Here is a 14,783-nt window from a genome sequence, read left to right on the forward strand (position 1 = left end):
AACTACTTTTTAAAAAACTCCATTGTTTCTATAGACCTACCTATAATACTCTCTAACTCTTCAAGCACCTCTTTTTTATTTTTTGATTTTCGTAGTTTTTTCTTATACTCTTTTAATACCTCTTGTGCAAACTTACCTATTGTATTTGTCTCATCAAAAATATTCATTGTGATAAGATTTACAGAAGTTCCAAGGGTATTAAACTCAGGTCGCTTACAATCTACACTTCCATCTTCCAAATCCTTAGAAAAAATAAGCACCTTTTCTCTTCTAGTATCAGACACAATAAAAGGTGAATGGGAAGTTATCAAAAATTCTGCTTTTGCATAAGCTTTTTCATCTTCTTTTGAAGAAAAACATTTTCTTAATACACTCATATACTCCGCTCTCCAAGATGGGTTAAAGTGGGTCTCTGGTTCATCTAGTAAAAAGAGTGATTGGGTATCCCTATAGATTAGTGCTAGTCCTATGGAGTGTAAAAACTGATACTCTCCATCTGAGAGGGATTTACTATATACTGGCTCATCAAGCCCTTTTTTCTTTAGCATAAAATTTTTAAAGGTGAAAAATCTTTTATTCCATGAGGCTTGGGGTAAGTAGCCTTTAGCAAAGAGGCTTTTTGATTCATAGAGTTTCTTTTTTGTCTCCACATCCACATGATAATAGTTTAAGTTTATAAGGGTTTGAAAGGTTTGAAAAAGGGTAAGTCTTCCCTCTTTTCCTATTCCAAACTGTAAAGTAAAAGCCTCTTTTAAATTATCATCTAAATAATAATCCAGAGAAAGATCCTTTGTTTTTTCATTTCTATAGTCCATAGTAGCACAGCTTTTTAGCTTTTCTATTTGCTCTGCAATTTGATCTTTTAAAAACCTTGATCTCTCTTTTAGCTGTGTTCCTTTTTTCCCTTTCTCTTTTACCTCAACTACCACTCTTGTATCTATATCATCTTTTATCACTATTCTAAAAGACTCCACAGATTTCACCCCTATAGTCTCTTTAAATACTTTATTCACCTTTTCATCCCCATAGATAAAATTAGTGATAAATATGGCTTGGGAAAAAACATCATCAAGGTAGATCATCCTAGATTCAGGGTTTTTAAAACGTATATCTTTTGCTAAATAATCATCTAAATACTCATCATGTTGAATAAGTCTCATTTTATAAAAAGGTAAGCTTAGTATCTCATTTTGCCCTGATGAATACCCTAAAATATAAGAGGGTAAATACTCTTTTACATCATCCGCTAAAAGATATAGGGATTGTCCAGTATTATCTTCTATAGAAACCATAATATCTTTTTTTGGTTTTCGCTCAATTGTAACTAATATTTCATCGTTATTTTGATTGGTTATATAATATTGAAGTTTATACTTTTCTGGTTTTATTTTATACTTAGAGTTTTTAGTAAACTCTTGAAATATCTTTAGCTCTTTATATTCTCTATTATCTACATATTCATGCTCTTTATTTGAGATATATTTTTGCTTTTTATTATCCACATAAGGAGGATCAATCTCTTTTGGTAAAAAGTTAAGATGTTGTATCTCTACTTGATAAAATATAGCAGATAAAAGCTCCAAAATATTGGACTTACCACTTCCATTTCTCCCCACCACACAATATGGCTCTATAGCAGAGTTATCCCTTGGTGGCTCTTTTATAAAATCAAGACTAAATCCACTTTTTAAACTTCCAAAATCATCATGGAGTTCTATACGCTTAAGTCGCATTTTTTCACTCCTAGTAGTATCTGTTTTGTTTCCCTATCAAAGATTTGAAAAAGTTTTTCCTCTTTTAAAAGCTGAAAAATAGTATCTTTAAAAGTAAAAGGTTTTTCATTTTTATTTTGATCTTCATCATAGGGAATATCAAAGCCATATTTATCTGTAAATAGTTTATAAAGTTCTGTAAAAGTACTCTCTTTTTCTAGTAGCTCTTTAAGGATTTTTTGAAAGTATTTATCATCTTCTATAGTAAGAGTATGTATATACTCCTCTTTTCCTATCTCTGTAAAAGCATGTATAGAGCTTTCTTGAAGTATCTTTTCTGCTTTAGAACTACTAGGTTTATTTTTTATATATAGTGTTGAAACTTCTGATTTATCATAAGATGGACTTGTTTCTAAGAGTTCTGGTTTTACATCTATAAGCTCTTCTAAGCTATTTAAATCAAGCTCCCCTTTAAAAGCTTTTTGGGATACTGAAGCAAAAAGTTGATTTAGTTCATCAAGGCTTTTTTGATAGGTTTTTTTTGTGGTTTCTATTTTTTTTACTATATTTGAGAATTTATCTTGTAGGTCTTTATCAACTACATATATTTTTTCTTTATGTACAATATTTCTATTTAAAGTGGGAACTCCAGCACCTCTTACAAATCTATTTAATTTAAAGAATTTAACTAAATAAGTTAAATAAATAAGATTATTTCCAAATGTATTAATACTAAATAAAGTTGTATTCAAAGGCCAAAAAGGTTTTTCTGAATAATATACTTCTCCAATTGTACCAGACCGCCCTGTTACAATACCATATTCACATCTATATTCATTATGATTAGTTAGTATTCCATTTGACCCATAAACATTAAAGTCACCATTTTCCTCTCTATCTTTTTTAGGTAAATCATAGCCTCTTTGAAGCTTCACTACATTTTCAAATAAATCTATGGGTCTATTTTGACTATTAGTAATAGGATCACCAAATATATCCAAAAATGTACTTTTTACTAATTTATCAAGAAGCTCTATAGTTTTTTCCCTTTTTAAGATCAGGATTTCTATTTGGGATAATAGATTTGCTATTTTTTTCTGCTCTTCTATTGTATTTGGTAAAGGTATTTTAATTTTTGCTAGTGTTTTTTGATTAAGGGTTTTTCCTTTTACCGCTATTTTTGCATCATTTAATAATGGTACAAATTTTAAAGCATAATACAAATAATCTTTAGATAATTCCACATCTTCTTTTATATTTAAAGCGGCAATTGCTTCATTTGTATATAGATCACAATCTGTAAAAGCAAGTTTTCCTATACTTAGTTTAAAACTCATTAAAAGAGTACCTTTTTTTACAAGCCTACAGTTTTTTTCTTCCACTGCTTTTTGAGTTATTTGCTCTTTTGTTTTACATACTGTTTTTTCTTTTAAATCACTTATAGTAACCCAAGGATAACCTTTTCCCCAATATGTTTCTGTTTTTCTATCAGGTGTTTTACCTATTTGGATATTACATAGTTTTGAAAGCTCTACTAATTTATACATTTTAGAATAAACTCTTTAAATCTTTAAGCTCACTTTGTATCTCATCTTCTAAACTTATAAGCTCATCTAAAATATCCTTTGGCGCATCATAAACTTCTTCTTCATAAGTAATTTCTTGGTAGCTTCCAAAGCTAAGGTCATAGCCGTTTTCTTTGATCTCTTTTTTAGGTACTAAGAAGTATTTTACTTTTCTATCATTTTGCTCTTTTAGACTGGCTCTTTCTTTATACTTTTTTATAATATCTTGTAAATCACCATAGTCACGAGTCCCATCCTCTTTATATCTAGGTTTTCTTTTATCATCTAAATCGTATCCATCACTTTGCATATCATAGAAAAACACCTCATCAGTATCTCCACCTTTAGTAAAGATCAGTATAGCTGTAGCTACTCCTGCGTAGGGTTTAAATACCCCACTTGGCATAGTGATCACTGCTTTTAGTTCAGACTCTTCTATCATAAGTGCTCTAGCCTCTTTAAAAGCTTTGGCACTTCCAAAAAGCACCCCTTGAGGGATGATGATACCAGCTGTTCCACCTACCTTTAAAAGGGTATGAATCCTATCGATAAAAAGAAGCTCTGTTTTTGTAGTACCTAGTCTTAGTTTATCGTCCATCTCCCCTTTATTTAGGTTTCCTGTAAAGGGTGGATTTGCTAAAACCACATCATAAGAGTTTAGCTCACCTTCATATTTTTGAAAACTTTTACTTAGGGTATCGGTGTATTCTATATTTGGGTTGGTGATACCGTGCATCATAAGGTTCATAAGACCAAGCCTTACCATGGTCACATCTATATCGTAGCCTTTTAGGCTAGTGTCTAGGGTCTTTTTTACCTCTTCTTTTAGTATAGCACTTGTACTACTTCTAGTAAAACCATTTTCATCTACTTTGTGGTGTTTACCCTCTGTATCCAGTGAAGTGGTGATATACTGATAGGCTCCTAGTAAAAACCCTGCACTACCACAAGCTGGATCGGTAATCTTATTGCCATATTTTGGCTCTACAAGATCAACTAGTAGATTGATAATCTGCCGTGGGGTTCTAAACTGTCCATTTTTCCCTGCACTTGCGATCTCACTTAGAAGCATCTCATATACATCACCTTGGATATCTTGGTGGGCTTGTCCATTCTCCAAAGCATCTTTTTCTATCTCTTTAAAAATATCTTCGATGATATACATAGCCTCATGTAAAAGAGATGCACTAGGTATCACAAATACGGCGTTTTTCATATATTTTGTAAAGTGGGAGTTTTCTCCGCCTATCTCTTTGATAAAAGGAAATACATATTGGGTGATATGCTCTAGTCTCTCTTCTGAGCTTAGATGGGTAAAGATACTCCATTTGAATTCTGTTTTAGGAAAATCTTCAGGTTCTTCTTTTTCTTTACCTGTTTTTTTATCTATCTTTTTTACAAGTTTTGTATAAGTTCCCTCAAAAATAGAATCGTACTTTTCTCCAGTAAATTCAGCATTTTCTATATTTTTTATATCAAGATCATCAAGCTTTTTTATAAAAAGAAGATAAGTTATCTGCTCTATAGCTGTAAGTGGATTTGAGATACCTCCACTCCAAAATTTATTCCATAGTTTATCTATAAGGCTCTCTAGGTTTTTATTTAAATGCAACATTATGCTACTAACTCCTGTGTAATATTTAGTATTTCATCTATCTCTGTTTTAGTAAATACTCCTCGTATACCAGAGGGATGTATCACTGTAAAAGGTGCAGATATTAGATCTTTTTTGCTTAAGCTCTCATTATCTATGATAAACCCTTTTAATAAATCCAAAAATTTTAACTGTGTAGTGGTAAGTGTAGGATGCTCTTTGATAAACTTATCAAAAGATTCACTTACCGTATCTGGGAAGTTTTTAAGCTCTTCAAGTCCTAAGATATGCTTGATAAACTTTAAAAAAGGTGCTTTTTTATTCATATACACCCTACGCAAAAGATCAAGGGTGATAAAAGGGTCTTGCTCGTGTAGAGTGTGAGCTAACTCTTCTATCTCTTTTTCACTTAGACTTTTGCCCTCTTTTAGCTTTTGTAGGATTTTATTTTGATTTAAAAGCTCTTTGATCTTATCTTCTACCATTTGTTTGTATTTTGAGATACTCACAGACTCCCTATCTGCACCAAACTCCACATACTCTTTTTTCTTGATATAATCTTTAAAATCAAAGATAGGAGTATCATCATCCTCAAGCTTTGATTCTGCCCTATATTTCATAAGCGGAGCAAGGGCTTTTACTAAAATATCAAGATCACTATCTTTTAGATGGTTCCAGTATTTTACTTCTTTGGCTTTTGTGATAAGATTCTCTTCTTTGGCGACTATATTTACACTTAAAAGTAAGTTTTCTATTAAAGCTATAAGGGTATCTCTTTTTTTTACCCTATTTTCTTCGTCATTTTCAAGTAGATATATAGAGTACTCCAACACATCTTTTTCAAATCGCATCGCCTTATAATCCACCCCTACAATAGATTTGGCTAAGGGTTTTATGTAAGTATCTAAAAACTCTAAATTCTCCTTAGATAGAGTTCTATAAAAGATAGAATCTAATTTATCAAGATGATTTTTCCCATCTTGTATGGTTGTAGAGTTTTTAGGGAAAAGCTCTATAAACTCTTGAAGCTTTTGTATCTCTTTTTTAGCTATCTCAATATCAAGCTTTAAAGCACTTTCTATCTTTTGAAGTCTAAGCTCAAAAAACCTTATGGGAAGTGGAGTATTTGGGATAAGACTTTTTCCTTGCGGTTCAAGTTTAAAATACTTAAAATTATCCCAACAATCCATAATAAGAAATTTCTCTTTTTCTTTACACCACGGTTTTAAGTTTTGCGGATCAAGCAGTCTTGTACCCCGCCCTATCATCTGCCAAAACTTAGTATAAGAGTAAATAGGCTTTGCAAATACTAGGTTTGATACCTCTTTTATATCCACCCCCGTATCAAGCATACCCACACTTATGGCAATACGCGGCATATCTTGGGTTTTAAACTGATCTAAAAGCCCACCTTTTCCGTAAGCCCTACTATCATCAGATACTATTACTTTGGCTAGTTCCCCATTATATTCAGGATATAAAGAGTTAAAAAGCTCTTCCACTCTTCTAGCATGGGCTTTTGTCATACAAAAGAAGATACTCTTTGTGGGTATCACCCCATCACTATCTTTGATAGACTCTTCCATAAACTCTTTTACGATGATTCGATTTGTATCTTTATTTATCACATCTCTTTCTAGCTGAGTTCCTTCATAATTTATCTCTTCAATCTCTTTACCTTCTAAAATCATATTCTTTTGATCTTCTAAAGAAATAGTTCTTTTATTTAGTCCATCATCTTGAAACTTTGTCTGAATCTTTAGCACCTCAAAATCACAAAGATAAGGTGGAATATGATCCAACGCCTCCTCATAAGAATAAGCAAATGAAGGCAACCCATCCTCACAAGAAAAAAGCTCAAAAGTGTTATGATCTATCACATTGGTTGGAGTTGCAGTAAGCCCAAGCTTTAAAGCATCAAAATACTCTAAAATCTCCCCATAAGTATTATAAATAGACCTATGAGATTCATCTATCACGATCAGATCAAAAAAGTGTGAAGATAAAGTTTGCTCCTCATCTCGTATAATATTTAACATAGTTGGGTAAGTGGATACATAAATACGCCTATCTTTAGAAATACTACTCTCCCCAAACTTTGGCCAAATAGGCTCACTTGGAATATACTCTTTAAAAGCCTCTATAGCCTGCTCCCTTAAAGCCACCCTATCCACTAAAAAAAGAGTATTTTTAATATACCCAGCCCTTAAAAGAGCATCCACTAAAGCAATAGTAGTACGAGTCTTCCCCGTACCAGTAGCCATCACCAGTAAAAAATCTCTTCTTTTTTTATCTATCAGTTCCATCACTGATCTTATAGCACTTACTTGATAATCCCTCCCTGCTATATGGGTATCAATAAACTCATGGGAAAGGGACTTTTTATAGTTTTGTATATGACGAAGACGCTCTAAATCCTCCCTAGTAGGATAAGCATAGATTTTTCTAGGAGGGTAGTTTTCTATATCCCAAAAATATATGTCGTTGCCATTTGTATAAAAGCAAAAAGGAAGATCGATATTATGTTCAGCTTTTAGATTGTAACAATACTGCTTAGCCTGTTCCTGCCCAACCCTGGGATCTCGTGAGCTTTTTTTAGCCTCAACTACAGCCAAAGGCTTCCCCTCACGACCTAGAAGAACATAATCACAAAACTGCTTTTTACCATAGCTAGGCTTTACATCAGATACAAAAGAAGTGTTTGAAAACTCTTGCCTTACTTGGGCATAGTTAGTTACATCCCAGCCAGATAGGAGTAGTTTAGTATCAATAAGTTCTTGTCGTGTCTGTGTTTCGTTTTGCAAGCTCTACTCATTTTATAATTTTATAGAAGATATTTTATCTTTTTATCTATTATATTATACTTGTGTCACAATCCACATCATAAGAAAAATATTTTGAAGAATTAAAAAAAAGAAAGAACTCTAGCAAAGAAGTAAATTACTTCTCCACTAAATCATAAAGCCCTTGAATCTCTTCAGCCCAAATCTCTTCATTGATAGTTTCAAGTACCATTGGAATATCATCCATTCTATCATCATTCATGATAAATTTAAAAGCATCCCATCCAATTTTCCCAACACCTAAAGAATCGTGTCTATCTACTCTACTTCCTAGTTCTGGCTTTGAGTCATTTAAGTGCATTCCCATAAGATATTCACGTCCTACTATATCATCAAACTCTTTCCAAGTTTTATCATAGGCTTCTCTTGTTCTGATATCATACCCAGCAGTAAACATGTGACAGGTATCTATACATACACCTACTCTGCTTTTATCTTCTATTTTATCTATTATATGTGCTAGGTGTTCGAACTTGTATCCTAAGTTTGAGCCTTGTCCTGCTGTGTTTTCTATTACTAGTTTCACATCATTTGTAGCATCAATTGCTTGATTCATAGAAAGTGCAATTCTATCTAGACATTCCTCTTCTGATATTTTTCTCAAGTGTGAACCTGGGTGGAAATTTAGTCTATCTAGTTTTAGTATTTCACATCTTTCTAATTCATGGATAAAACCATTTAAAGATTTTTCTCTTTTTTCTTCTTCTGGGTGTCCAAGATTTATAAGATATGAGTCATGAGGTAAGATGTGTTTAGCTTCAATTCCACATTTTTCTAACTCTTCAAACCATTTATCAAGTACTTTTGCTTCTAAAGGTTTTGCAGCCCATTGTCTTTGATTTTTTGTAAATAGAGCAAAAGCTTTTGCTCCGATTGCAGTTGCGTTTATTGGTGCATTAAAAACTCCACCACTCGCACTAACATGTGCTCCAACGTATTTCATTATTATTCCTATATGATTTTTTATTTAATTTAGTTTTTCATCATACAAAAATGCATCTTTAAAGCCAATATGTTTTTATAATTTGTTTAGTTCTTTTACTAAAACATAAAGATACAAAAATATCTTTATGTTTTTTTCTATTTAATAGGTACTAAAATTAGTGTTCTTAAATCTTCAGGAGCTACATCAAAAGTAAGATACTGTTCGATAGGAGGAGCATCTCTTAACTCTATTTCATTATCTTTAATCCAAGAACCGTAAATAGACGTATAAGTATCTGATAACTTATCGTACGAACCGTTATGCGCAAAGACTGCATATTTACCACCAGAGATTTGGTCTTTTTCTACCTTCCCTGCTAGTTCATCATCTTGTACTCTTGTAATGCACGCATCATATCTTAGCTTATCAATAGCTACGATATTTGGGTCATCGTAACTTATTCCATAAAACTTTGTATCTGCTTTTAATAGACTATTATTTCCTGCTATTTCTAACAGTTCATTCCACGCAGTTTCACATTTAAAATAGTCACCAACATGTCTTACTTTATACACATCAATTATTTCAATTGATTCTATTCTTAGAGGCTCAATCATTTTGATTTCCTTTTTTATATTAATATTTTGTATAAATTTTGAAGGAGAACAATTAAACATCTCTTTAAAAGCTTTATTATAAGCAGAAGGAGTGTTATACCCTGCTTCTAAAGCTATAGTAGTTATATTGCCTTGATTACACTGCAATTTATTTACAGAGGTTTCAAGTCTTATTCTTCTGATATACTTTTTTAAACTCTCACCTGTATACCCTAGAAATATACGATGAAAGTGATAGTACGAGTAACCAGAGATAGCTATTAAATCTTGTATATCAACGTATTCTAAATTTTTTTCTATTTCATTTAGAACTTTTTGCATACTTTTTTCATATTGATTCAAAACTGTCTCTCCTTAAAATTCATAAAAAGATTCTAACAGTAAATGAAAATCAAAACTTTTCCAAAATTGCTATATTTAATCTTTTTTGATTTTTATTAAAATTTTATTTTTTTTATCTCGGTGAGTAATCTCTTTTTCTTCTTTCTCAAAAAGTTCTTTTAGAAATTGTTTATCATAATTTCTATCTAAGAACTCTGCATTAAAAGATTCTAAACTTTGGCACTCAAAAGTATCTTGACAGATTCTATCTTCATATATTTGTAAACTCAAAACAGAAGTTCCAGCAGAGAGTATTTCTACTTTTGTATAGTCGTTAAACTTTGTGATAAAACCTTTATCATAAAATTTTAGCTTAGGTGTTTTTATCAAAATAGTCGCCGTTTGGGTTAAAATTGGCTGCTTTTGTGCACATCCTACAAAAAGTAAAAGAAATGTTAAAAAAAGAACTATATTTTTAATCTCTTATCCTTTGTTTTAAAAATTTTCACTATAATACTGTAATATTGATAAATTATAAAATCGAAGGTTATTTTTGTTAGTTCATATCTGTTGCGCTGTTGACTCCCACTATTTTTTAGAAAAAATTCAAGAAGAATTTCCAAATGAAGAGATCATTGGATTTTTTTATGACCCAAATATTCACCCATACAATGAGTACCGATTAAGATATCTTGATGTTGATTACTCATGTAAAAAACTAGGTATAAGACTTATTGAAGGACCTTACAATCTAGAAGAATGGTTAAAAAAAGTAAAAGGTTTAGAGAATGAACCAGAAAAAGGCGATAGATGTACGGTTTGTTTTGATGATAGACTTGAAACAACTGTAAAAAAAGCTATAGAATTAGGACATGACAAATTTACATCAACTCTATTAATTTCTCCAAAAAAATCACAAGATAAACTAGAAAAAATTGGAGCAGAATTAACATCTAAATATGACTGTGAGTTTATATTTAGAGACTATAGAAGTGGCAAAGGTTCACAAGAGCAAGGTCTAGTTGTAAAAGAAAATTCTCTTTATAGACAAAACTATTGTGGTTGTCTTTTTGGTTTATCAGCCCAAAGAGAACATCAAGATAAAGTTATGGATGAAATGTTTAATCCTATCTCAAACCAAATACTTCCAGAATCTATAGAGAGTAGACTTGAACTTTATAAAAAAAGAGATGATTTAGAAGAAAAAAATATTCCGTATAAGATTATCAAGCAGAGGTTTTTAAACTATAGACTAATGAGCGGTATTACAAAGATTGATAAAAAGATTATCCCTTCATATTTTCTATGTTATTCAACACTAAACAGAAACAGTATGAATGGTAGAATCGAATATGAAAAGGATGAAATCGCATATCTAAATAGAGATGAAGTAAAAGTTCTAAGTCTAAAAAGTTTTAATGAAATAGGAAATAGTACATATCAGACAGTAAAAGACTTGATGTTCAATCCTCCTACCTTTGAATCAGAACTAAATATTAGAAATAAAGTTACAAATAACCCTTATGGTTTGTCAACTATTTTAGTTGTTGATGAGCTAATCGATGGAAAATATGAGATAGAACTAAATGCCCTAATCTATGAAGATGTAAAAGAAGTTATTATATGAAACTTTTAGTTTGTGCGATGGAAACATCATCAAATGTTCATCTAAAAGAATTAAAAAAATATCTAAACGACGAGGTAGAACTATTAGGAGTTTTTGATAAAGAGCTTGGAACCCCTCTATATGATTTAACTCACCTTGCAATCATGGGTTTTATAGATGCGATAAAAAAACTTCGATTCTTTTTTAAACTTAGGGATGAACTTGTAGATTTAGCACAAGATTGTGACAAAGTTTTATTGATGGATTCATCAGGATTCAATCTTCCTCTTGCAAAAAAACTAAAGCAAAGATATCCAGATAAAGAGATAATCTACTATATCCTTCCACAAGCTTGGGCATGGAAGAAAAAAAGAGTTATAAAGCTTGAAAAATTCTGTACAAAACTATGTTCTATTATTCCTTTTGAAAGTGAAATATACAATGACAAAGAAAAAATTACTTACGTAGGTCATCCACTTTTAGATGAGATAACAGAATATAAAACTAGCCTAGAAAAAACAGATAAAATCATCTATATGCCAGGTAGTAGAAAAACTGAAATTATAAATCACATGGGTGTTTTTAGAGAACTTACAAAACAGATAAAAGACAAAGAGCATATTTTGATTATTCCTTCAAAATTTAATGAAGAATATATTAAAAAAACTTATGGAGATATATCAAATTTTACAATTTCAAATGATGCTCATAGCATATTAAAAGAAGCAGAATTTGGATTTATTTGTTCTGGTACGGCTACACTTGAAGCTTCTATAATAGGGACACCATTTGTTATGTCTTATGTGGCAAAAAAGCTTGACTATTTTATTGGCAGACAGTTTGTAAAACTACCTTTTATTGGACTTGCGAATATCTTTTTCCATAAAATGGGTAAAGAGCCTATTCATAAAGAATATTTCCAAGAAGAAGTAAATGTAGAAAACTTATTAAACGAATATAAAAACATGAATCGAGACAACTATTTAAAAAACTCTCAAGAGCTTAGAGACTACTTACAATTTGGTAGTTCTAAAAATGTTGCTAAAATAATTCAAAACTAATTTTTTTTTCGCTAAAATATATGACTTTTTAAAACATACAAACATATAGGATACAAGAATGTTAGACATCATGGAAATTCAAGAAATTTTACCACATAGATACCCGCTTTTATTAGTAGATAGAATTACTGATATGGAAAAAGCTAAAAGTATCACAGGGTATAAAAATATCTCTATTAGTGAACCTGCTTTTCAAGGTCACTTTCCAGGGCACCCAATTTACCCAGGAGTTATGATTCTTGAAGGAATGGCACAAGCAGGTGGAGTTCTTGCACTTAAAAGCAACGATTTAACAAATGAAGAGCTAAAAAACAAAGTTATTTACTTCATGAGTATTGACAAAGCAAAATTTAGAACACCCGTAAGACCTGGTGATAAATTAGAATATAAAATCGAAGTTAAAAAATTAAGAGGAAATCTAATCGTACTTGATGGAAAAGCTTTTGTTGATGATTCTTTAGTTGCTGAAGCAGAGCTAAAAGCTATGATAGTTGATAAGTAATAAACAAAATAGGTAAAGAATGAATAATATTCATAAAACTGCAATAATTGAAGATGGAGCCCAACTAGGTGATAATATAACTGTTGGAGCATTTACAATTATTGGTAAAGATGTAAAAATAGGTAATGGTACAACTATTGCTTCTCATACAGTTATCGAAGGAAAAACTACAATTGGTGAAAACAATCAAATTTTTTCACATGCTGCAATTGGAACTATTCCTCAAGACTTAAAATTTGATGGTGAAGATGTTGAGCTAATTATCGGTAACAACAATAAAATCAGAGAATATACGCTATTTAACCCTGGAACAATTGGTGGTGGTTCAATTACAAAAATTGGAGACAACAACCTTTTCATGGGATATGCACATGTTGCACATGATGTAATAGTTGGAAATAACTGTGTATTTGCAAATGTTGCAACTCTTGCAGGTCATGTAGAAATTGATGATAATGTAGTAATTGGTGGATTAACACCTATTCATCAATTTTGTAAAATAGGCTCAAATGTTATGGTAGCAGGAGGTTCTGTAGTAACTCAGGATATTCCACCATTTTGTTTAGCAGAAGGAAACCGTGCAGTATTAAGAGGTCTTAATCTAAATGGTCTAAGAAGAAGATTCCAAGATAGATCAGATATTGATGCAATTAAAAAAGCATATAAAGCAATATTTGAATCAGGAAATTCTATTTCTGATGTAGCCAAAGAATTATTAGAAACAAACGAAAATAAGTATGTTCACGAACTAGCAAACTTTGTTATTGCTACAAAACGTGGAATACCATTTAATAGAAAATAGGACATTTTATATGAGTAAACTTGAATGTGACTTTTGTGGAACAGCTGACTCTCACGATAACCCAATAATCTCTGGAGATAATGCCTCGATTTGCAAGGCTTGTGTTAATGCAGCACATGAGATTATGGTTTCAGGAAAAGAGCCAGAATTAGGAAACATGGTAGAAACTACTGAAGAAGAAAATGCTGCAGTTCAACTTAGAACTCCAGCACAACTAAAAGAAATTTTAGATGATTATGTAATTGGACAAAATAGAGCTAAAAAAGTTCTATCAGTTGCAGTTTATAACCACTATAAAAGAATTTTCAGACACAATGAAATTGATGATGAAACAGAAATAAATAAATCTAACGTGCTTTTAATTGGACCAACAGGTTCAGGTAAAACGCTTTTAGCACAAACTATTGCAAAATATCTTGATGTGCCTTTAGCAATTGCTGATGCAACATCTCTAACAGAAGCAGGATATGTAGGTGATGATGTTGAAAATGTTGTTACTAGACTTATTCAAGCGGCAAATGGTGATGTAAAAAAAGCTGAAACAGGAATCATTTTTATTGATGAAGTTGATAAAGTTGCAAGAATGAGTGAAAACCGTTCAATAACTAGAGACGTTTCAGGAGAAGGTGTACAACAAGCACTTCTTAAAATCGTAGAAGGTGCAACTGTAAATGTTCCTCCTAAAGGTGGAAGAAAGCACCCTGGACAAGATGCAATTCAAATAGATACTACAAATATTTTATTTATTTGTGGTGGAGCTTTTGATGGTCTTGAAGAAATTATTAAGAAAAAACAAGGTGGAAATGTATTAGGTTTCAACCAAGAGAAAAAAAGTAAAAATGATGATGAAATAATTTCAAAAGTTGAAGCACATGACCTTGTAAAATATGGACTAATTCCAGAATTAATCGGAAGACTTCATATGATTGCAACATTAAATGAAATTACAGAAGATGATATGGTTCATATCTTAACTGAACCAAAAAATGCTTTAGTAAAACAATATGTAAAACTATTTGAACTTGACGATGTAAAATTAAAATTTGAAAAAGCAGCACTTAAAGAGATTGCAAAACTTGCAATTGAAAGAAAAACTGGTGCAAGAGGTCTTCGTTCGATTTTAGAAGATATCATGCTTGATATTATGTATGACTTACCAACATTTAAAGATAAAACAATAACTATCACAAAAGATGTTGTAACAAAAGAAAAAGAACCAAAAATAGCTTAAAAAA

12 protein-coding genes are annotated in these 14,783 nt (G+C 31.3%); 5 read left to right on the forward strand and 7 right to left on the reverse strand.

The window, feature by feature from the left end; all coding sequences use genetic code 11:
• Positions 1-2: 2 nt before the first annotated feature.
• The 7 genes from BT997_RS12475 to BT997_RS12505 form a co-directional block, all read right to left on the reverse strand.
• Complete coding sequence (locus BT997_RS12475; RefSeq protein ID WP_072682277.1) at positions 3-1,733, reverse strand: restriction system-associated AAA family ATPase; 1,731 nt, start codon at positions 1,731-1,733, stop codon at positions 3-5.
• The gene (locus BT997_RS12480) at positions 1,715-3,259 is read right to left on the reverse strand and encodes a restriction endonuclease subunit S (RefSeq protein ID WP_072682278.1); all 1,545 of its coding nucleotides are present in this window, start codon (positions 3,257-3,259) and stop codon (positions 1,715-1,717) included. The genes BT997_RS12475 and BT997_RS12480 overlap by 19 nt, the downstream gene beginning before the upstream one ends.
• A 1-nt stretch (position 3,260) precedes the next feature.
• Positions 3,261-4,892: an N-6 DNA methylase gene (locus tag BT997_RS12485; protein WP_072682279.1), complete on the reverse strand. Its 1,632-nt coding sequence runs from the start codon at positions 4,890-4,892 to the stop codon at positions 3,261-3,263.
• Positions 4,892-7,675 carry a DEAD/DEAH box helicase family protein gene (locus BT997_RS12490; protein ID WP_072682280.1) on the reverse strand — a complete coding sequence of 928 codons (2,784 nt, stop codon included), beginning with the start codon at positions 7,673-7,675 and terminating at the stop codon, positions 4,892-4,894. Before BT997_RS12490 ends, BT997_RS12485 begins: the two co-directional genes overlap by 1 nt.
• A 136-nt stretch (positions 7,676-7,811) precedes the next feature.
• The gene (gene nfo / locus BT997_RS12495) at positions 7,812-8,657 is read right to left on the reverse strand and encodes a deoxyribonuclease IV (protein WP_072682281.1); all 846 of its coding nucleotides are present in this window, start codon (positions 8,655-8,657) and stop codon (positions 7,812-7,814) included.
• Positions 8,658-8,794: 137 nt separating this feature from the next.
• Positions 8,795-9,598 carry a GyrI-like domain-containing protein gene (locus BT997_RS12500; RefSeq protein ID WP_072682282.1) on the reverse strand — a complete coding sequence of 268 codons (804 nt, stop codon included), beginning with the start codon at positions 9,596-9,598 and terminating at the stop codon, positions 8,795-8,797.
• Between the two features lie 75 nt (positions 9,599-9,673).
• Positions 9,674-9,967: a hypothetical protein gene (locus tag BT997_RS12505; protein WP_258239488.1), complete on the reverse strand. Its 294-nt coding sequence runs from the start codon at positions 9,965-9,967 to the stop codon at positions 9,674-9,676.
• A gap of 163 nt (positions 9,968-10,130) precedes the next feature.
• Here BT997_RS12505 and BT997_RS12510 point away from each other — a divergent pair, with 163 nt between their 5' ends.
• From BT997_RS12510 to clpX, 5 genes are read left to right on the forward strand one after another with little or no spacing between them, the layout of a single operon-like run.
• A complete protein-coding gene (locus BT997_RS12510; RefSeq protein ID WP_072682283.1) occupies positions 10,131-11,204 on the forward strand; it encodes an epoxyqueuosine reductase QueH in 1,074 nt (357 codons plus the stop codon).
• Positions 11,201-12,244 carry a lipid-A-disaccharide synthase gene (gene lpxB / locus BT997_RS12515; RefSeq protein WP_072682284.1) on the forward strand — a complete coding sequence of 348 codons (1,044 nt, stop codon included), beginning with the start codon at positions 11,201-11,203 and terminating at the stop codon, positions 12,242-12,244. The genes BT997_RS12510 and lpxB overlap by 4 nt, the downstream gene beginning before the upstream one ends.
• Before the next feature lie 58 nt (positions 12,245-12,302).
• Positions 12,303-12,746, forward strand: a complete 444-nt coding sequence (gene fabZ / locus BT997_RS12520) for a 3-hydroxyacyl-ACP dehydratase FabZ (RefSeq protein ID WP_072682285.1) — start codon at positions 12,303-12,305, stop codon at positions 12,744-12,746.
• Between the two features lie 19 nt (positions 12,747-12,765).
• The gene (lpxA, locus tag BT997_RS12525; protein WP_072682286.1) at positions 12,766-13,548 is read left to right on the forward strand and encodes an acyl-ACP--UDP-N-acetylglucosamine O-acyltransferase; all 783 of its coding nucleotides are present in this window, start codon (positions 12,766-12,768) and stop codon (positions 13,546-13,548) included.
• A gap of 10 nt (positions 13,549-13,558) precedes the next feature.
• Positions 13,559-14,779, forward strand: a complete 1,221-nt coding sequence (clpX, locus tag BT997_RS12530; protein WP_072682287.1) for an ATP-dependent Clp protease ATP-binding subunit ClpX — start codon at positions 13,559-13,561, stop codon at positions 14,777-14,779.
• Positions 14,780-14,783 lie beyond the last annotated feature (4 nt).

The organism is Arcobacter sp. LA11 (assembly GCF_001895145.1).
Lineage (GTDB): Bacteria > Campylobacterota > Campylobacteria > Campylobacterales > Arcobacteraceae > Halarcobacter.